Here is a 17433-nt window from a genome sequence, read left to right on the forward strand (position 1 = left end):
GTAGCGCCGGGGTCGTGGCCGGGGTGGGGTCGGTCCGGCCGGGGTGCGGCGCCCCATGGCCGCGGCCGACGGCATGGGGCGCCGACCGCCGTCTACGGCCGTTGGAGGGCCAGCACGGCGTTGTGCCCGCCGAACCCGAAGGAGTGGCTGACGGCCCGCTGGACGGGCCGCCGCAGCGGCTGCCCGACGACGCAGTTGATGTCGAACCCGGAGGCCGGGGCGTCCAGGTTGGCGATCGGCGGCACGACACCGCGCTGGAGCGTCAGGATGGTCAGCCCCGCCTCGATCGCCCCGGCGGCGCCCATGCAGTGCCCCAGCACGCCCTTCGGCGCGGTGACGGGCGGCCGGTGCGGGTAGACCCGGCCGATGAGGGCGGCCTCGGTGGCGTCGTTGCTCGGCGTCGCCGTGCCGTGCGCGTTGACGTGGTCGACGTCCTCGGGCGCCCAGCCCGCATCCCGCAGCGCCGCCTCGACGGCGGCCTGGGCCACCGCGCCGGACGGGTGGGGGCTGGTGGGGTGGTGGGCGTCGGTGGTGGCGCCGGTGCCGGCGAGCAGGGCACGCGGACGTCGGCCGCGGGCGTACGCGTCGTCCGCCCGTTCCAGCACCATGACGGCGGCGCCCTCGCCCATGACCAGGCCGGCCCGGTCGGCCGCGAAGGGACGGCACAGCCGGGTCCGGTCGCCCGTCGCCCGGGCCGCGGCGCCGGACCGGGCGAATCCGGTCATGGCGACCGGGTAGACGATCGACTCGGTGGCCCCGGCGATCGCGATGTCGCACTGCCCGGTGGCCAGCAGATCGCGGGCGACGGACAGGGCCGTGGCGCCGGACGAGCAGGCGGTGCACGGCGCCAGGCTGGGACCGGTGGCCCGGAACTTGATCGCGATCTCGGCCGCGGGCATGTTCGGGATGGTGAGCAGGATGCCCGAGGGCGACGTGGCCTCCGGTCCGAGCCGGTCCAGCACCACGGCCTGCTCGGTCAGTGCCGCGGAGCCCCCGCTGCTGGTTCCGACGACCACGGCGACGCGATCGCCCGCCCAGTGCCGCGGATCAAGTCCGGAGTCGGCGACCGCCTCCTGGGCCGCGACGACGGCGAGCTTGACGTACTTCCCCATCCGGAAGGACGCGCGGCCCCCGATCGCGGCGTCCAGGTCGATCCCGTCCACCGTGCAGGCGAAGTCGATGGCGCACCCGTCGAGTTCCGGGACGGTGCGAACCGGCGAGACCCCGGCGCACACGCCCTCCCAGGTGGATTCGGTGTCGTTGCCGACCGGGGTGATCATTCCCAGGCCCGTGACGGCGATGTCCGGCTTGTTCATCGCGCGTTGCTCAGGTGCGCCTCGGCGTGCGTCCGCTCTCCGCTGCCGCACGGCACGTCGATGAAGCACGAGATCTCAGCCAGCGTGGCGTCCTTGGGAATCCGGTCCAGGTCCGTGTCGCCCTCCACCGTCTCCCTGAGCAGGACGGCGAACTCGGCGACGGCGAGGGAGTCCATCTCCAGGCTGTCCATCGTGGAATCCGGGTGGATCTCGGAGAGCGGCACCTTGAAGGTGTGCGTCAGGACCTCGGTGATCCGCGGATGAATCGTACTCATGGGCTTTCTCTCCATCATTCGGTACGGCTGTCGGCGCAGTGGGACGACATCGTCCCGACGCTCGATCAACTGGGTGGCGTCGATCCAGTTACGCCTTATGGCGAACCGATTCGGCACCGCCGGTCGGCGGCAAGGCGCGCGAGCGGGCGAGTACGGCCGGAGTCCCCCAGAAGACCAGCAGTACGAACCGGAGCACGAGGACGCCGACCGCCTCCCGGACCCGCTCCCCGCGGCCGGCCGTCCCCGTGTCGTTCACGACTCCCGCCGCTCGTTCCGGATCGCAGCCCGGCTCCCGGCCTGGTGCCAGGCGGCCTCCGGGTCGTCGTAGGCGTCGATGTAGTCGGATCCGGCGATGGGCCAGTCCGCGAGGAGTTCGGCGGGCAGCGCGAAGGAGTCGACGAGTTCGGGGAGCCCGTCGGCGAGTTCAAGGATCAGCTCATCCATGACGTCCGGGATCTCCTGGACCTGACGTGGAGTCAAATAACCGGCGGCCAGCAACTCCCCGCTGTCGTTCGCGATCCGTCCCAGCGCGAACAGACGTTGCAACCGGTTCAGTTGCTCACGGGCGCGGCCGGGCGGAAGTCCGGCCGCCGCGTCCGTGAACGCCTCGGCCGCCTGCCGGTGGGCATGGGTCTCGACGCCGCGCAGGGCGGGACCCGAGGCGGCGTTCCACCGGACCAGCGGATCGCCGTGCCGCACGCGCCCCATGCGCCGCCCCGCGCGGTCGAACCAGATCCTCTCCAGGGCCGCCAGAAGCCCGACGAGGAAGCGGGGGTCGGCGAGCTCGCCCGGTTCACCGGCGGACGGGGCCGCGTCCCGGGCCGGGTCGGTGGCCAGGAGCATCTCCGCGGCGGCCTTGGCGTGGATCGCGAGGTTGTCCCCCTCCGCGGTGACGGCGCCCTCCACACCGGTGAGGAGCGCGCTCATGCCGTTGTTCTCCAGGAGTGCCTGGGCGCCGCAGCGTTCGCGGCACTCCACGATCACCGACCTGGCCTGCCAGGTGATCCACCCCTTGGCGACGGCGACCAGCCGCTCCGCCTCCTCCCTCTCGGGGCCCGCTTGGTCCCCGCACGTCTCCCAGCGGTCCAGGGCCCTGCGGTGCAGCAGGCTCATCGCGAAGACGGTGGCCGTGGCCCGGACGAGCGGCCCGTGGTGGCTGCGGTGTGCGATCACCGGCACCGTTCCGGTGCCGCGGGGGCCGGAGACGTGGCGGTGGCCGCCGTAGCGGACGGCGACGGCGAGCGTGGCGCGGGCGGAGCCGACCGCGCAGGCGCTCATCGAGATCTTGCCCGCGGTCACCCGCCCGATCGACGCGAGGAGGCGCCGTCTCCGGTTGCCGATCGCGCTGCTGAACACGCCGTCGTCGCCGATCCGTCCGTGGTTCCCGGTGAGCAGCGCGCCGCGTTCCACAAAGACGTGGTCGAAGGAGGTCAGGCAGTGGTCCACCGGGCTCCCCATGCGTGCGGGGAGCGGACGGACCCGGACTCCGGGCAGGGCCCGCTCGGCATCGGTGAGCGGTACGAGGAAGAGGAAGACCCCCTGATCCGTGTCGTCGACGAGCAGCCGCGCGGCCACGAGCCCCGCCTTGGGGCCGCCCGCCGGACTGGTGTTGGGCATGAACTTCTGGGCGCCGGCGTGGGGGGTGTGCAGCACGAACCCGTCGCGGTCGCGGTCGTAGCGGGCGGTGGTCTCGATGGCCGCCGCGTCGTTGCCGTGCGCCACCTCGGTGCAGAGGAAGGTGCCGATCCTCCGCAGCCGGAGGAAGTCGGTCAGATCGCGGTGGCCGGGACCGTCGTGGTCGAGAAGGCTGCCGAGGAAGAGGCTGTAGTGGATACCGGCCACGGTCGTGAGCGCCGGGTCGACCGGGCCGAGCCATTCGTGCAGGGCGGAGAGGGCGCGCGGGTCGGCGGCGAGCCGCGCAGCGCCACCGGGGCCGTTGCCAATGCTCTCGCCGGGGCCGTCCGGACCGTTGCCGAGGGCGTCGTTGAGAGCGCGCAGGCGGTCGTACGCGAGGCCGAGGCGCTGCTCGTGCGTGGGCCGGTCCGGTCGGCGGAACGGTTCTGTGGCGATCAGCCGCCGCCAGAAGCCGTGTTCGCGCTGATGGTCGTCGCCGAGGAGCACTGCCGTGAGGGGGTTCATGGACCGTTCGGTGTACGGGCTGTCGATCGTTGCGGTCATGAGACATGAACGATTCAGTCAACGGCTAGGACACCGGGGCCGATCCGGCGCCGCGCCCCGCGCCGGGCCCCTCGCGTCCGGGCACCGGGCCGTCCCCGTCGGCACGTTGGAAGGCGAGCACGACGTTGTGCCCGCCGAAGCCGAAGGAATGGCTGAGCGCCCGCCGGACCTCCTGCGTCCGGGGCTCCTTGACCACGCAGTCGAGGTCGAAGCCGTCGGGCGGCGATTCCAGGTTGGCGACCGGCGGCACGACTCCGTGCTCCAGGGTCAGGACCGTGGCCGCCGCCTCGATGGCCCCTCCCGCCGCGAGGGTGTGTCCGAGCACGCCCTTCGGCGCGGTCACCGTCGGCCGGTGCGGGAACATCCCGGAGATCAGACCGGTCTCCATCGTGTCGTTCAGCCGGGTGGACGTGCCGTGGGCGTTGATGTGGTCGACCTCGCGGGCCGCCCAGCCCGCCTCGCGCAAGGCCGCCTCCACGGCCCTGCGCGCCCCGGCCCCGTCCGGGGACGGTGCCGTGGGGTGGTGGGCGTCGGTGCCGGAACCGGTGCCGGCCAGCAGGGCCCGCGGACGCCGGCCGCGGGCGTACGCGTCGGGTGCCCGCTCCAGCACCAGGGCGGCGGCCCCCTCACCGATCACGAATCCGTCCCGGTCGGCGGCGAACGGGCGCGACGCCCCCGCCGGGTCGGCGGTCCGCAGCGAGAGCGCGCCCATGCCGGCGAAGGCGCTCACCACCAGCGGGGTCACCACCGCCTCCGCGCCGCCCGCCACCACCACGTCACACCGGCCGCTCGTCAGCAGGTCTCCGGCCAGGGCGATCGCGGTCGCCCCGGAGGCGCACGCCGTGGCCGGGGCCAGGCTGGGGCCGTGCGCCCGCAGCGCGATGGCCACCTCCCCCGCGGCGGCGTTGGGCATCATCATCGGGACGAGGAGCGGCGACACCGCCTCCGGCCCGTCGACGTCCAGCCTGCGGGCGTTGTCGGTGAGCACGGCCACCCCGCCCACGCCGACACCGAGCACCACGCCCACCCGGCCGCCGTCCCACCGCTCCGGTGCCAGCCCGGCGTCGGCGACCGCCGCGCGGGCGGCGACCAGCGCCATCTTCACGAACCGGGCCATCCGCCACACCGAGCGTCCGCCGACCGCCTCGTCCAGGTCGATGCCGGCCACCGGGCAGGCGAAGTCGACGGGCAGACCGGCCAGTTGCTCGCAGCGCCGGGCCAGGGACACCCCGGCGCACAGTCCCTCCCAGAAGGTGCGCTCGTCGGCTCCCGCGGGAGTCACCATCCCCATGCCGGTCACCGCCACGGCCGTATCGGACCGCCCCATGTTCCGCCCCCTCCTCCGTAATCGATCACGCCTACCGGTTGTCGAACGGCCGTATCCCCCGTGAGGATGCGCTCATTGAGCCGAACGGGTCATGATTCGGCCGTCCGGGCCATCCGCAGTGATCGATTTCACCCGTCCGCCGCACCGTGCCGTACAGCTCGCCGCGGGTCCCGTGCCGGCGCCCCGCCGCCCGCTCGACCGCGGGCGAGTGCCGCGCTCAGCTCGGCCGCGTCCGGTGGGTTGGCCCCGGCCCGCGCCACCGTGACGGCGGCGGAGGCGGAGGCGTGGCGCAGGACGTCGGCCAGGGTGGCCCGGTCCGCCGAACGCAGCCGCTCCCGGCCGCCCGCGCCGAGCAGTCCGTGCGCGGCCAGCGCGTGCAGGGTGCCGGACATGAAGGCGTCGCCCGCCCCCACCGTGTCGACGACCTCGGTGCCGAACGCGCCGACCGTCACCCGCCCGCCGGGCAGGACGGCCAGGGCTCCGTCGCCGCCGAGGGTGACGAGGACGAGGGCCGGGCCCCGGTCCAGCCACCGCCGCGCGACCGTCTCCGGTTCCTCGCCGGGATAGAGCCATGCCAGGTCCTCGTCGCTGGCCCTGACCACGTCGCTCAGCGCGACACAGCGCTCAGCCCTGCGCACGGCCGTGTCGTGGTCGCCCATCAACGCCGGCCGTACGTTGGGGTCGTAGCTGACGGTCGCGGACGTGCGCAGCGCCTCGACGGCGGCGAGGACGGTGGCCGCTCCGGGGTCCGTCACGGCGGCGATCGAACCGGTGTGGACGTGGTGGGGCGGCCGGTCCGGCGCGACCGGGGCCAGCGTCCAGCCGATCTCGAAGGCATACGCGGCCCGGCCCTCTCGGTCGAGGGTCACGACGGCCGTCGGGGTGGGGGCCGTCGAACCGTCCGTGCGCACGGCGACCCCGGCGTCCGTCAGATGACTCCTGATCAGCCGTCCGTGGTCGTCCGGGCCCAGCTGTGTGAGCAGGGTGGCGGCGTGCCCCAGCCGTGCCAGGCCGTACGCCACATTGGCGGGGCTGCCTCCCGGATGGACACGGGCGGACGCGTCCGCCGACCGGACGATGTCGGCGACGCATTCGCCGATGACCAGCAGGTCGAGGGGGTCGGGCATGGGGCGGGGTCTCCTGGTGTGCGGTGCCGCGTCGCCCCTCGCGGGCGGCGCGGCGTGCGGTCACGGTGGGCCCCATCCTGCCCGGCCGCGGTCACCGGCCGGGGGCGTCCTCCACCGCGTCCGCCACGAGGCCCAGGAAGCGCGCGTGGGCCTGCGGGCCGAAGACCGGCTCCGGGTTCCAGGGGATCACCCGGGCGGTCCGTTCGATCGCCGCCCACTCCGCGTTCGTCCGCAGGTCGTCGAGGGGGGTGGCGTTGGCCCGGACATCTGCGAGGACGATGTCGGGGCGCAGCGCCGCCGCTTCGGCCCAGTCGACCGTCGCCCAGCTCGCGCCCGGTCCGTCGGCGGGTTCCACCGGGTCCACACCGAGTTCGGCCAGCACGCGCAGTTCGGGCCACATGCGGGGGCGTGCCAGGTGCGTCCGTTCCTGGCCGGCCGGGGAGAGCGCGAGGACCCGGGGTCGGCGTGCCCCGGCGCAGAGCGTGCGCAGCCGGTCCCGTGCGGTCTCCGGATCGCGTGTGCCCATGGCGGGCTGCTCGGCCCCGAGCGACCGGGCGAGCTGCGCGAAGCGTTCGGCGACCTGGGCGAAGGAACGCGCCCGGCTCACGTCGATGACGACGACCGGGACCTGCTCCTCCACCTGCTTGGCGGTCTGCGGGGCAAGTGCATACACGTGACCGCCGCCGTAGGTGACGGCCACGACGAGGTCCGGCCCACCGCCGAGCAGGGTGTCCGTGTCCAGGGCGCTGCCCGCCCCGGCGTAGGCGACCGTGTCCGTCGGGAGCGATCCGGTCTTCGCCGTGTCCGGCACGGCGGGGTCGTCGTGGTCGGAGCCGAATATCGCGGTCGGGCGTATCCCGTGGTCCCACAGGGTCGCTCCGGCCTGCACATAGGCGAGCACCCGTGCCGGGCGCCGCGCAGCGGCCGCCACCTGTCCACGATCGTCGGAGAACTGCCACACGGTCCGCTCCCTCACCTCGTACGCCCTCCGGCGCGGTCGCCGGGGACTTCTCTGCCGGGTCGTACACCTGTACCTGCCCAACGGGTCCGGGCGGCATCCGCGGTCGCGGGCCGTCCGGGCGCGATGTGGCTCGATGACGCCCTTGCGGCGGACGGGCGGGACCGGCTCCGGACGCGGGCGTCGCGCGCCGGTCGCGACCCGCTGCCGGGGCCGGGGGCGGTCTTCCGGGGGGCCTCGCACGGTGCGAGGTTTCCCGTCAGCGCGTGGTGTTCCGGGCACTGGTCGCGGTGCTCCCGCCGTTGCCGGCCGCCGCGTCGACCCCGAGTCCGGTCAGGAAGGCCGTGGCCGCGGGGGTGGGGCCGGAGCGGCTCCAGACCAGCCGTTCCGTGCGGGCGGGCGCCTCGCGGACCCGCAGCACGTGCACACCGGTCAGCCCCTCCGCGAAGGCGGCCGGGAGCATGGCGACGCCGAGCCCGCTGCGGACGAGCCGGACGATGAAGTCGGTGCCGCCGACCTCGAACGCCACCTCGCGGGTCAGGCCCATGGCCGCGAACGCCTCGTCCGACTGCGCCCGGGCGGCGGTGCCGGCGGGATGGTCGACGAACGTCTCCCGCGCGAGCCGGTCCAGACCCACGTCCGCCTCGCCCGCCAGGGGATGGGCCGGGGCGACCACGGCGACCAGTTCGCCGGTGGCGAGTTCGCGCTGGCTCACGCCGGTGGGCCGGTAGCTGGGCGGCACGCCCAGGAACGCGACGTCGAGCGTGCCGTCCCGGACCTCCTGGACCAGGTCCTTGCTGGCCCCCTCCCGCAGGGCGACGCCCACGTTCGGGTGACGGTGGCGGAACGCGCGCAGCTCGGCCGGGAGATCGACCGATCCGATGGTCGGGATGGCGCCGACCGCGAGACGCCCGCGGATCTCCCCGACCGCGGCGGCCACCTCGCTGCGGGCCCGTTCCGCCGCGTCCAGCGCCTGCCTGGCCTGCGGCAGGAACGCCTCGCCCGCCGGGGTGAGCCGCACCCGGCGGCTGGTGCGGTCGAAGAGCCGGGCACCGAGTTCCTTCTCCAGCCGGGCGATCTGGTGGCTGAGCGCGGACTGGACGACCAGGCACCGCTTCGCGGCGCGGGTGAAGCTCCCCAGTTCCGCCACCGCGACGACGTACCGCATCTGCTGAAGTTCCATCCATCCATCGTGAATCACGATCGATGAGATGAAAAACATGTGTTGGACTCATGGAAGGACGATGCCCGACGCTGAACGCATGGTTCCTTCCCCCGTGCGGGCCCGCACCCGGTCCGTTACCCGCCCACGTCCCGACTCCCCCGTGCCGGGGCGCGGTCCGGTGCCGTTGATGGCCCTGGCGGCCGGGCTCTCGGTCTCCGGCAACTACTTCGCGCAGCCGCTGCTCGATGTCATCGGGCGGAACCTGCACATCGGCGTCACCACCGCGGGGCTGGTCGTGACGGCGGCCCAGGCCGGGTACGCGCTGGGGCTGATCCTGCTCGTGCCGCTCGGGGACGTCCTGGAGCGCCGCCGGCTGGCGGTGTCCCTGTTCGCGCTCACCGCCCTGTTCCTGGTGGTGACGGCCGCCGCACCCAGCGGGCCGCTGCTGATCGCCGGGACGCTGCTCACCGCGCTCACCTCCGTGGGGGCGCAGGTCGTGGTGCCGTTCGCGGCGACCCTGGCGGCTCCGGCGGAGCGCGGCAGGGTCGTCGGTGTCGTGATGTCCGGGGTGCTGCTCGGTGGACTGTTCGGCCGGCTGGCGGCCGGGGCGCTGTCCGAGCTGGGCGGCTGGCGGACCGTGTACTGGGTCAACGCGCTGCTCGTGGCCGTGATGGCGGTGCTGCTCCAGCTGCGGCTGCCCCGGCAGCCGCACGCGCGCGAGGCGGGTTCGCCGTCGTACACCGGTCTGCTGCGCTCGACCGTGTCGCTGCTCGGGCAGGAGCCCCTGCTGCGGTGGCGGGCGGGCATCGGCGCGCTCTCGATGGCCTCGTACAGCGTGCAGCTGACCGCCCTGACGTTCCTGCTGACCCGGTCGCCGTACGGCTGGAACGCGGCCGCCATCGGGCTGTTCGGGCTGCTGGGCGTCATCGGAGTCGTGGGCATGAATATCGCGGCCCGGCTGAGCGACCGCGGCCTGGTGCAGGCGGTGTCGGGGACGGCGGCCTGTCTGCTCGTCCTCTCGTGGCTGCCGCTGCTGGCCGGGGAGGCGTCCCCGCCGTGGCTGGCCGTCGGTGTGATCTCGCTGAACATCGCCCAGCAGGCCGGGCTCAACTCCTGCCAGAACGTGATCTACGCGCTGCGTCCGGAGGCCCGCAACCGGATCAACGCCGCCTTCATGACGCTCTTCTTCCTGGGCGGTGCGGCCGGCGCGGCGCTCGCCCCGGTGGTGTGGACGGCGGCGGGCTGGGGCGGTGTCTGCCTGCTGGGCGCGGCGCTGGCCGCCGGGAGCCTCGTGCTCTGGGTGCTGGAGCGGGTCTGGACGGGCGGTGGAACGGATCCGGCGCCCGTCGGCGTCACTCGTTGACGGTGGTCAGCAGGACCACGGCGTCCTCCAGTGCCTGCAGTCCGTGTCGCTCGTGCGGGACGGGCTGGAGCCCTCCGGCGCCCACCTCCACGTCGCCCGAGGCAGCGGTCAGCCGCACCCGGCCGCGGAGCACCTGGAGGGAGGCCGCGGTGGGTGCGTTGTGCTCGTCCAGGGCGGTGCCCGCGACGAGCGCGATGACGGTCTGGCGCAGGGGGTCCTGGTGGAGCAGTCGGTGGGCGCTGCGGCCGTGCGCGGAGGCGCGGGCCGCGGCCAGGTGCTCGTCGGCGAGGATGGTCAGGTCGTCCATGTGCCCACTCTGCCGCAGGTACCGGGCCCGCGCTATCCTGCGCCGTCTCCGTCATCCCCGGCGGGCGCCGACCGGCGGCTGCGGCACCTCGCCGCGTGGGCGGAACGCCCGCACACATCGGGTACGCGGGCGCTCCTGCGCCCCGCGGCGCATCGCGTCCGACGCCGCGCGCCGGTCCACCACGGCCGACCGTGCAGCCCTCCACGGGAGTCGCGCGGCCCGGTCCGCCCCGGCGCCCCCGTGCCGCGCTCCGCCGTCCCGATGCGGCGGGGCCCTCGCGGACCGGCGCGGTCGACCCGCGAAGATGGCACGGGGAAGCCCTCGACGACCGACCGATACGGAGGACTGACGAATGCCGCACGAACGAGCGGGACAGCCGGCCCGGCCGGAGGATCTCACCGACGTGGCCAGGCTGGTGACGGCGTATTACGCGCTGCGCCCGGATCCGGGCGTGCCGGACCAGCGCGTGGCGTTCGGCACGTCCGGGCACCGGGGGTCGTCCCTGGCCGTCGCGTTCAACGAGGACCACATCGCCGCCACCAGCCAGGCCATCGTCGAGTACCGGGCACGTCAGGGCACCGACGGCCCCCTCTTCCTCGGCGCGGACACCCACGCCCTGTCGGAACCGGCCCGGACCACCGCCGTCGAGGTGTTCGCCGCCAACGGCGTGACCGTGCTCGTCGATCCGGCCGACGGCTACACCCCGACCCCGGCGGTGTCGCACGCCGTCCTCACCCACAACCGCGGCCGGTCCTCGGGCCTCGCGGACGGTGTGGTGGTCACCCCGTCCCACAACCCGCCCGGTGACGGCGGGTTCAAGTACAACCCGCCGAACGGCGGGCCGGCCGGGTCAAAGGCCACCGGCTGGATCCAGGAGCGGGCCAACGAGATCATCGCGGCGGGCATGAAGGACGTGCGCAGGCTGCCGTACGCGCGGGCCCGGGCGGCGTCGACCACCGGGACGTACGACTTCCTCGACCGTTACGTGACCGATCTGCCCTCCGTGCTCGATCTGGACGCGATCCGCGCCGCCGGGGTGCGCATCGGCGCCGATCCGCTGGGCGGCGCCTCCGTCGCGTACTGGGCCCGCATCGCCGAGCAGCACCGGCTGGACCTGACCGTGGTCAACCCCCTGACCGATCCCACCTGGCGGTTCATGACGCTGGACTGGGACGGGAAGATCAGGATGGACTGCTCGTCGCCCTGGGCGATGGCCTCGCTGATCGCGCAGCGCGACCGCTACCAGATCGCGACCGGGAACGACGCCGACGCCGACCGGCACGGCATCGTCACCCCCGACGGCGGGCTGATGAACCCGAACCACTACCTGGCCGTCGCCATCGACTACCTGTACGCGCACCGCGAGGGCTGGCCGGCCGCCGCGGGCATCGGGAAGACGCTGGTCTCGTCGGGGATGATCGACCGGGTCGCCGCGGGGCTCGGGCGAGAGCTGGTGGAGGTGCCGGTCGGCTTCAAGTGGTTCGTCGACGGGCTGGCCGAAGGGTCGCTGGGGTTCGGCGGCGAGGAGTCGGCCGGGGCCTCGTTCCTGCGCCGCGACGGTTCGGCGTGGACGACCGACAAGGACGGCATCCTGCTGGCGCTGCTGGCCTCGGAGATCCTCGCCGTGACGGGAAGGTCCCCGTCGGAGCATTACGCGGCGCTGACCTCCCGGTTCGGTGCGCCGGCGTACGCGCGGACGGACGCGCCGGCCTCCCGTGAGCAGAAGGCGGTGCTCGCCCGGCTCTCCCCCGCGCAGGTGACCACCGACGCCCTGGCCGGTGAGCCGGTGACGGCCGTGCTCACCGAGGCGCCCGGGAACGGCGCGCCGATCGGCGGCATCAAGGTCACCACGCAGAACGCCTGGTTCGCCGCGCGTCCCTCGGGCACCGAGGACGTCTACAAGATCTACGCCGAGTCGTTCCTGGGCGCCGATCACCTCGCCACGGTGCAGGAGGAGGCACGGGCCGTGGTCTCCGCGGCCCTGGACGCCTGAATCCGGCCATCGGGTCGGGATGGCCGCCGGGGACCGGCCGGAGCCGCCGTCCACGGCTCCGGAACCTGCGGCCGGCTCGACACGCCGCAGGTTCCGGCCGGTTCGGGCCCCGGTGCGCCGGCGGTTCCCGTCGTTCGGGCTCCGGCCGGCCGGTTCCGCACGGCATGCGCCAAGTCCGGGCCCGTGCGGAACGGGTGCCGGGCCGGGGGCCGCCCCTGCCCGGCACCCGGACGGTGCCGTACGGGTCGACGGCGCTCCGAGGAAGTCCGCCCTACCACCCGCGGCGGGCGGCGGCCCCCGCGGACCGGTCGCGCGGTTCACCCGTGCACCATCCGCCGGTGGCGGGGCGTGCGGGGCGGACCGAGGCTGGTCACCAGCCCCGGATTCGCGGGGGCGGTCTCATGGGGGTGAACCCGTGTCGGATGCCGGTGCACCGGGCCCCGCGTCGGCACGGGCCGACGCAATGGGGCCGGCGCTGCTCCACACCCTGTTCGCCCAGTCGGCGGTAGGGCTGCACGTGCTGGACGCGCGGTTGCGCCTGGTGCGGGCGGCCAGCCTGTCCGGCGCCGGGTCCGCCGAGCACCTGGTGGGGCATCACTTCACGGACGCGTACCACTTCGAGCGGCCGGACAGGGTGGAACGGTTGCTGCGCGAGGTGCTGGACAGCGGTGTGCCCGTGTACGACCAGGTGGTCCGGGGCAGGCTCGCGGACGCCCCCGGCCCCGACCGCAGCCTCCTGGTGTCGGTCCACCGGCTGGAGGACTCGGACGGCCGGGTCCTGGGGCTGCTGGCCCTCGTCGTCGACGTCGAGGAACGGGAGAGGGAGCGCGCCCGGGCGGCGTGCCTCGCGGCCGTGCGAACGAAGGTGGGCGCATCGCTCGACATGGCGGCCACCTGCGAGGCGCTCGCGGAAGCTGTCGTTCCGGAGTTCGCCGATCTCGTGGTGGTGGAGGTGGTGGACGAGGTGGTGCGCGGCTCGGATCCGCCTCCCGGGCCCCTGGGGACCGCGGTCCCGCTGCGCCGCGCGGCGGTGCGCGGTGCGGGTGCGGACGACCCGCTGGACGGCCTCGTCCCGGAGATGCGGCGGCTGCCCGCCCGTACGCCGCACTCCCTGGCCGTGGCGGATCTGCGGGCCCGTATCGTGCCGGTCGGCGGCCGGGCGCCGTGGCTGGGCGCGGACCCGGACACCGCTCGGTTAATCGGGGAGACCGGGGCCCGTTCCCTGCTGGTGGCGCCGCTGACGCTGCGCGGGGCGGTCCTCGGGCTCGTGAGTCTGTACCGGTGCCGGGGGACGCGGCCGTTCGAGGAGAGCGATCTCCCGCTCGCCCTGACGGCCGCCGCCCACGCCGCCCTGAGCATCGACAACGCGCGGCGCTACGTACGCGACCATGTGATCGCGTCGGCGGTGCAGCGCCGGCTCCTGCCCCAGCGCGACGGGGACGGGGTGGCCGTCGAGACGGCGCACGTGCTGCTGCCCGGCCGCGGCAGCGGACGCTGGTTCGACACCATCAACCTCTCCGGCGCGCGCACCGCCCTGATCATCGGAGACGTCGAGGGGTGCGGACTGCGGGCGGCCATCGTCATGGGGCAGCTGCGGACCGTGATCCACACCCTGGCCGGTCTCGACCTGGAAGCCGACGAGGTGTTGGCCAGGCTCGCCGATTCGGCCACCCGGCTGGCCGCCGAGCAGGCGCAGGCACCCTCTGCCGGCCGGGAGAGCGGACGCCCGCTGACCGCGTCGTGCGTCTACGCCGTCTACGACCCGCTCGCCCGCACCTGCACGGTGGCCCGGGCGGGGCACCCGGCGCCGGTCCTGGTCACGCCCGGTGGCACCGCGGCCCTCCTGGACGTGCCGGAGGGGCCTTCGCTGTTCGACTCCGAGGGCTCACCCTTCGCCATGACCTCTGCCGACCTCGCCGAAGGCAGCGTCCTGGCCTTCTTCAGCGGCACCCTCCTGCCCGACGAGGAATGCGCGGACCGGGTGCGGGAGGCTCTCGCGCGGCCCGGACGCAGCATCCAGGACCTGTGCGACGCCATCGTCTACAGCCTGCCCGACGACACCCGCGCGGAGGGGGCCGTTCTGCTGATCGCCCGTACCGGCGCGGTCCCGGCCGACCGCGTCGCGACATGGGAACTGCCCCACGACCGGACCACCCCGGCCGTCGCCCGCACCCTGGTGCGCGACCGGCTCGACGGCTGGAACCTCGACGGGGAGACCGCCGAGGCCACCGAACTCATCGTCAGCGAACTGATCACCAACGCCGTTCGCTACGGCACCCCTCCGCTGCGCCTGCGGCTGATCCTCGACCGCACACTCACCTGCGAGGTGCACGACAGCAGTCGGGTGTCCCCGCATCTGCGCCACGCACGCACCGTCGACGAGGGTGGGCGAGGGCTGTTCATCGTCTCCCGGCTCGCCGCGCACTGGGGCGTCCGGTACGGCGCCGAGGGCAAGACGCTGTGGACCGAGCAGGAGCTCCCGGCCGCGTCCGCCGCAGGGCCATTGCCCCTTGCGCACAAGCATGGTTGAGTGCCAGATGAAGATATGAATCGAGGTTCAGATCATCGTGGCCTATCGACCCACCGCCCGCACGGAGGCGACCCGGCTCGCCCACCGGGAACGGCTGCTGGACGCAGCCCGCGCGCTCCTCGCCGAGGGCGGGTACGCGGCGGCGAGCGTCTCCGCGCTCGCCGACCGGGCGGGCGTCGCCACCGGCAGTGTCTACACCCACTTCTCCTCCAAACAGGAGCTGCTCGCCGCCGTCTTCCGCCATGTCGCCGGTCATGAACTGAGCGCGGTGCGCGAGGCGGTACGGGCCGAGTCCGGGGCGGCGGAGCAGGTGCGCGCCCTGGTCGAGGTCTTCTCCCGCCGGGCACTGCGCACCCCGCGCACGGCCTGGGCGCTGCTCGCCGAACCGGTCGATCCCCTCGTCGAACAGGAGCGGCTGACCTACCGGCGCGACTACCACGCCCTCGCCGAGTCGATTGTCGCCGCCGGGATGGCGGCGGGTGAACTGCCCGAGCAGAACGCACGGTTGTCGGCCGCCGCCGTGATCGGGGCGGTCGGCGAGGCCCTGCTCGGCCCGCTGTCGCCGGTCGGCGAACGGACCGATCCGGAGCCGGTCGTGGCGGGCATCACCGCGCTGTGCCTGCGCGCGGTCGGGGCCGGTACCACGTGATCGCCCACCCTCCGCCGCGTCCCCCCGCGTCCCCGGACCCGTACCACCGACCCCACCGCCGCACCCCCTGACCAGCCGCCACCGCCCGACCACCTCGACCATCCACCCGGCCCGTCTCGAACGGCCCGGCCCGCACGGTCGGGGCCGTTCACCGCCCGGCCCGCACCCCCACGTCCGTCCCGCCGCCCCGTCAACCGCCGTCGCCCGCCCGTCGTTCCAGGAGGAAGCCGCGATGACCGTCACCCCGAAGCCGGCCGGCCCCCGGCCCGAGGCACCCGCCCCGCACCGCACCCACGAGGTCGCCAACCAGCCACCGCCCCGGACCGGCATCGACGAGTACGCCGCCAACCAGCCGCTCGTCCAGGCCGTCCAGGCCTTCGGCGCGGCCTGGCGCGAGCCGGAACTGCGCGAGATCGGCGCCCTGGTCGGTTCCGAACGGTTCCGGGCCGACGCCGAACTCGCCCATACGTCCCCGCCCGTGCTGCGCACCCACGACCGCTTCGGCAACCGCGTCGACGCGATCGACTTCCACCCCGCGTACCACGAGGTCATCGGCGCGGCGGTGCGCCATGGCACGCACACGGCGGGCTGGGCCGACCCGAGGCCAGGGGCCGCGGTGGCCCGGGCGGCGGCGTTCATGCTGTTCGCCCAGATCGAGCCCGGCCACGCCTGCCCGATCTCCATGTCGCATGCCGTGGTCCCCGTGCTCCGGCGCGATCCGGAGGTGGGGCGGGACTGGCTGCCGGGCCTGCTGAGCCGCTCGTACGACCCACGGCCGATCGCCCCGGCCGAGAAGTCCGGGCTGACGTTCGGCATGGGGATGACGGAGAAGCAGGGCGGCTCGGACGTGCGCGCCAACACCACCCGGGCCGTGCCGGTCGCCTCCGGCTCCGAGGGACGGGCCCATCTGCTGACCGGCCACAAGTGGTTCTTCTCCGCCCCGCAGTCGGATGCCTTCCTGGTGCTGGCCCAGGCCGAGGCCGGGCTGACCTGTTTCCTCGTGCCCAGGGTGCTGGCGGACGGCACCCGCAACACCATCCGGATCCAGCGGCTCAAGAACAAACTCGGCAACAAGTCGAACGCCTCCTCGGAGGTCGAGTTCGACGGCACCTGGGCGCTGCGGATCGGCGAACCCGGGCGCGGGGTCCGCACCATCATCGAGATGGTCAACCACACCCGTCTCGACTGCGTGCTGGGCACCACCGCCGGTATGCGCGAGTCGGTGTCCGAGGCGATCTGGCACGCGCGGCACCGCAGCGCGTTCGGCGCCCGGCTGGTCGACCAGCCCGCCATGACCTCGGTCCTCGCGGACCTGGCGCTGGAGACGGAGGCGGCGACCTGGACCTCGCTGCGTCTGGCCCACGCCTACGAGGCCGACAGCGGCACGTCCGAGGAGCTGTTCCGGCGGCTGGCCACCGCGGTGTCCAAGTACTGGATCTGCAAGCGCGGCCCGCACCACGCCTACGAGGCGCTGGAGTGCCTGGGCGGCAACGGCTACACCGAGGACTGGCCGCTGGCCCGGCGCTACCGCGAGCAGCCGGTGATGGCCGTGTGGGAGGGCTCGGGCAACGTCATCGCCCTCGATGTGCTGCGCGGCATCGGCCGCACGCCGCAGTCGCTGGACGCCTTCTGGGCCGAACTGGACACCACGGCCGGCGCCCACCCCGTCCTGGACGCGCACGTGCGCCGACTGCGCCGGGATCTGGCCGACGACCTGCGCGATCCGCTCGGCGCGCAGGCCCGCGCCCGGGCGTCGGTCGAGGGGATGGCCCTGGCGCTCCAGTGCTCGCTGATGCTGCGGCACGCCCCCGCGGCGAGCGCCGAGGCGTTCGTCGCCGCCCGGCTCGGGGAGGAGCGCGGCCTCCAGTACGGGGTGCTGCCGCGCGGCACCGACGCCGCCGCGATCGTCGAGCGGCACGCGGGTGCCGCATGACGGAGCCCGGCCGTACGTCCGGGCGGGCGGTGGAACGGGACCTGGTCGAGAACACCACCGACCGGCTGGCCGGCCGGCTGCTGGCCCCCCTCGCGGAGAGCACGGCGGACGCGCTGCTGGCCGCGCTGGAGGTACCGGCCCGGCAGGTGCTGGAGGCGAAGCTGCTGCCGTTCCCCAACCCGATCGGGCTGCCCGCCCCCGGCCGGGAGGCGTCCGGCGACTGAGCCCGGCCCCGTCCCGGCCGGGCATCCGCCGGCCGGGACGGGGCAGCGCACCGGGCGGGGGTGGACGCGGTCGTCCCGCCGCCGGACC

General features: G+C 74.5%; 15 protein-coding genes. 6 read left to right on the plus strand and 9 right to left on the minus strand.

The window, feature by feature from the left end; translation table 11 throughout:
- Positions 1–92: 92 nt before the first annotated feature.
- From ACIHCL_RS10855 to ACIHCL_RS10890, 8 genes are all read right to left on the minus strand, one after another.
- Positions 93–1316 (minus strand): beta-ketoacyl-[acyl-carrier-protein] synthase family protein, encoded by a 1224-nt coding sequence (locus ACIHCL_RS10855; protein ID WP_399859597.1) that lies wholly within the window; start codon positions 1314–1316, stop codon positions 93–95.
- Entirely contained in the window at positions 1313–1591 is a 279-nt protein-coding gene (locus ACIHCL_RS10860) for an acyl carrier protein (protein ID WP_399859599.1), read from the minus strand. The genes ACIHCL_RS10855 and ACIHCL_RS10860 overlap by 4 nt, the downstream gene beginning before the upstream one ends.
- 88 nt (positions 1592–1679) lie before the next feature.
- Positions 1680–1847: a hypothetical protein gene (locus ACIHCL_RS10865; protein ID WP_399859601.1), complete on the minus strand. Its 168-nt coding sequence runs from the start codon at positions 1845–1847 to the stop codon at positions 1680–1682.
- Positions 1844–3769 carry an acyl-CoA dehydrogenase gene (locus ACIHCL_RS10870; protein ID WP_399859604.1) on the minus strand — a complete coding sequence of 642 codons (1926 nt, stop codon included), beginning with the start codon at positions 3767–3769 and terminating at the stop codon, positions 1844–1846. Before ACIHCL_RS10870 ends, ACIHCL_RS10865 begins: the two co-directional genes overlap by 4 nt.
- Positions 3770–3794: 25 nt before the next feature.
- On the minus strand, positions 3795–5096 hold the full coding sequence (locus ACIHCL_RS10875) for a beta-ketoacyl-[acyl-carrier-protein] synthase family protein (protein ID WP_399859607.1): 1302 nt from the start codon (positions 5094–5096) through the stop codon (positions 3795–3797).
- A 128-nt stretch (positions 5097–5224) separates the two neighbouring features.
- On the minus strand, positions 5225–6223 hold the full coding sequence (locus tag ACIHCL_RS10880) for a carbohydrate kinase (protein WP_399859610.1): 999 nt from the start codon (positions 6221–6223) through the stop codon (positions 5225–5227).
- A 91-nt stretch (positions 6224–6314) separates the two neighbouring features.
- Positions 6315–7199, minus strand: a complete 885-nt coding sequence (locus ACIHCL_RS10885; protein WP_399859612.1) for an ABC transporter substrate-binding protein — start codon at positions 7197–7199, stop codon at positions 6315–6317.
- Between the two features lie 241 nt (positions 7200–7440).
- A complete protein-coding gene (locus ACIHCL_RS10890) occupies positions 7441–8364 on the minus strand; it encodes a LysR family transcriptional regulator (protein ID WP_399859614.1) in 924 nt (307 codons plus the stop codon).
- A gap of 79 nt (positions 8365–8443) precedes the next feature.
- Here ACIHCL_RS10890 and ACIHCL_RS10895 point away from each other — a divergent pair, with 79 nt between their 5' ends.
- Complete coding sequence (locus ACIHCL_RS10895) at positions 8444–9709, plus strand: MFS transporter (RefSeq protein WP_399859617.1); 1266 nt, start codon at positions 8444–8446, stop codon at positions 9707–9709.
- On the opposite strand, the gene ACIHCL_RS10900 is transcribed toward ACIHCL_RS10895, so the two are convergent.
- Positions 9699–10016, minus strand: coding sequence for a cupin (locus ACIHCL_RS10900; RefSeq protein WP_399859620.1), 318 nt, complete (start codon positions 10014–10016; stop codon positions 9699–9701). The genes ACIHCL_RS10895 and ACIHCL_RS10900 overlap by 11 nt on opposite strands.
- A 352-nt stretch (positions 10017–10368) precedes the next feature.
- Between ACIHCL_RS10900 and pgm the strand changes: the two genes are divergently transcribed.
- The 5 genes from pgm (at position 10369) to ACIHCL_RS10925 (ending at position 17345) form a co-directional block, all read left to right on the plus strand.
- A complete protein-coding gene (gene pgm, locus ACIHCL_RS10905) occupies positions 10369–12009 on the plus strand; it encodes a phosphoglucomutase (alpha-D-glucose-1,6-bisphosphate-dependent) (RefSeq protein WP_399859623.1) in 1641 nt (546 codons plus the stop codon).
- A gap of 415 nt (positions 12010–12424) precedes the next feature.
- The gene (locus tag ACIHCL_RS10910; RefSeq protein ID WP_399859625.1) at positions 12425–14539 is read left to right on the plus strand and encodes a SpoIIE family protein phosphatase; all 2115 of its coding nucleotides are present in this window, start codon (positions 12425–12427) and stop codon (positions 14537–14539) included.
- Positions 14540–14576: 37 nt separating this feature from the next.
- Positions 14577–15188 (plus strand): TetR/AcrR family transcriptional regulator, encoded by a 612-nt coding sequence (locus ACIHCL_RS10915; protein WP_399859628.1) that lies wholly within the window; start codon positions 14577–14579, stop codon positions 15186–15188.
- Between the two features lie 232 nt (positions 15189–15420).
- Entirely contained in the window at positions 15421–17121 is a 1701-nt protein-coding gene (locus ACIHCL_RS10920) for an acyl-CoA dehydrogenase family protein (protein ID WP_399859630.1), read from the plus strand.
- Complete coding sequence (locus ACIHCL_RS10925) at positions 17118–17345, plus strand: hypothetical protein (RefSeq protein ID WP_399859632.1); 228 nt, start codon at positions 17118–17120, stop codon at positions 17343–17345. Before ACIHCL_RS10920 ends, ACIHCL_RS10925 begins: the two co-directional genes overlap by 4 nt.
- Positions 17346–17433: the final 88 nt, after the last annotated feature.

Source organism: Streptomyces sp. NPDC052042, assembly GCF_044548345.1.
Lineage (GTDB): Bacteria > Actinomycetota > Actinomycetes > Streptomycetales > Streptomycetaceae > Streptomyces.

What these genes read in the sequence shown, in the direction of transcription:
- ACIHCL_RS10855 (WP_399859597.1), bottom strand. Translation starts at nt 1,316, where the DNA reads ATGAACAAGCCGGACATCGCCGTCACGGGCCTGGGAATGATCACCCCG.
- ACIHCL_RS10860 (WP_399859599.1), bottom strand. Translation starts at nt 1,591, where the DNA reads ATGAGTACGATTCATCCGCGGATCACCGAGGTCCTGACGCACACCTTC.
- ACIHCL_RS10870 (WP_399859604.1), bottom strand. Translation starts at nt 3,769, where the DNA reads ATGACCGCAACGATCGACAGCCCGTACACCGAACGGTCCATGAACCCC.
- ACIHCL_RS10875 (WP_399859607.1), bottom strand. Translation starts at nt 5,096, where the DNA reads ATGGGGCGGTCCGATACGGCCGTGGCGGTGACCGGCATGGGGATGGTG.
- ACIHCL_RS10880 (WP_399859610.1), bottom strand. Translation starts at nt 6,223, where the DNA reads ATGCCCGACCCCCTCGACCTGCTGGTCATCGGCGAATGCGTCGCCGAC.
- ACIHCL_RS10890 (WP_399859614.1), bottom strand. Translation starts at nt 8,364, where the DNA reads ATGGAACTTCAGCAGATGCGGTACGTCGTCGCGGTGGCGGAACTGGGG.
- ACIHCL_RS10895 (WP_399859617.1), top strand. Translation starts at nt 8,444, where the DNA reads ATGGTTCCTTCCCCCGTGCGGGCCCGCACCCGGTCCGTTACCCGCCCA.
- ACIHCL_RS10900 (WP_399859620.1), bottom strand. Translation starts at nt 10,016, where the DNA reads ATGGACGACCTGACCATCCTCGCCGACGAGCACCTGGCCGCGGCCCGC.
- pgm (WP_399859623.1), top strand. Translation starts at nt 10,369, where the DNA reads ATGCCGCACGAACGAGCGGGACAGCCGGCCCGGCCGGAGGATCTCACC.
- ACIHCL_RS10920 (WP_399859630.1), top strand. Translation starts at nt 15,421, where the DNA reads ATGACCGTCACCCCGAAGCCGGCCGGCCCCCGGCCCGAGGCACCCGCC.
- ACIHCL_RS10925 (WP_399859632.1), top strand. Translation starts at nt 17,118, where the DNA reads ATGACGGAGCCCGGCCGTACGTCCGGGCGGGCGGTGGAACGGGACCTG.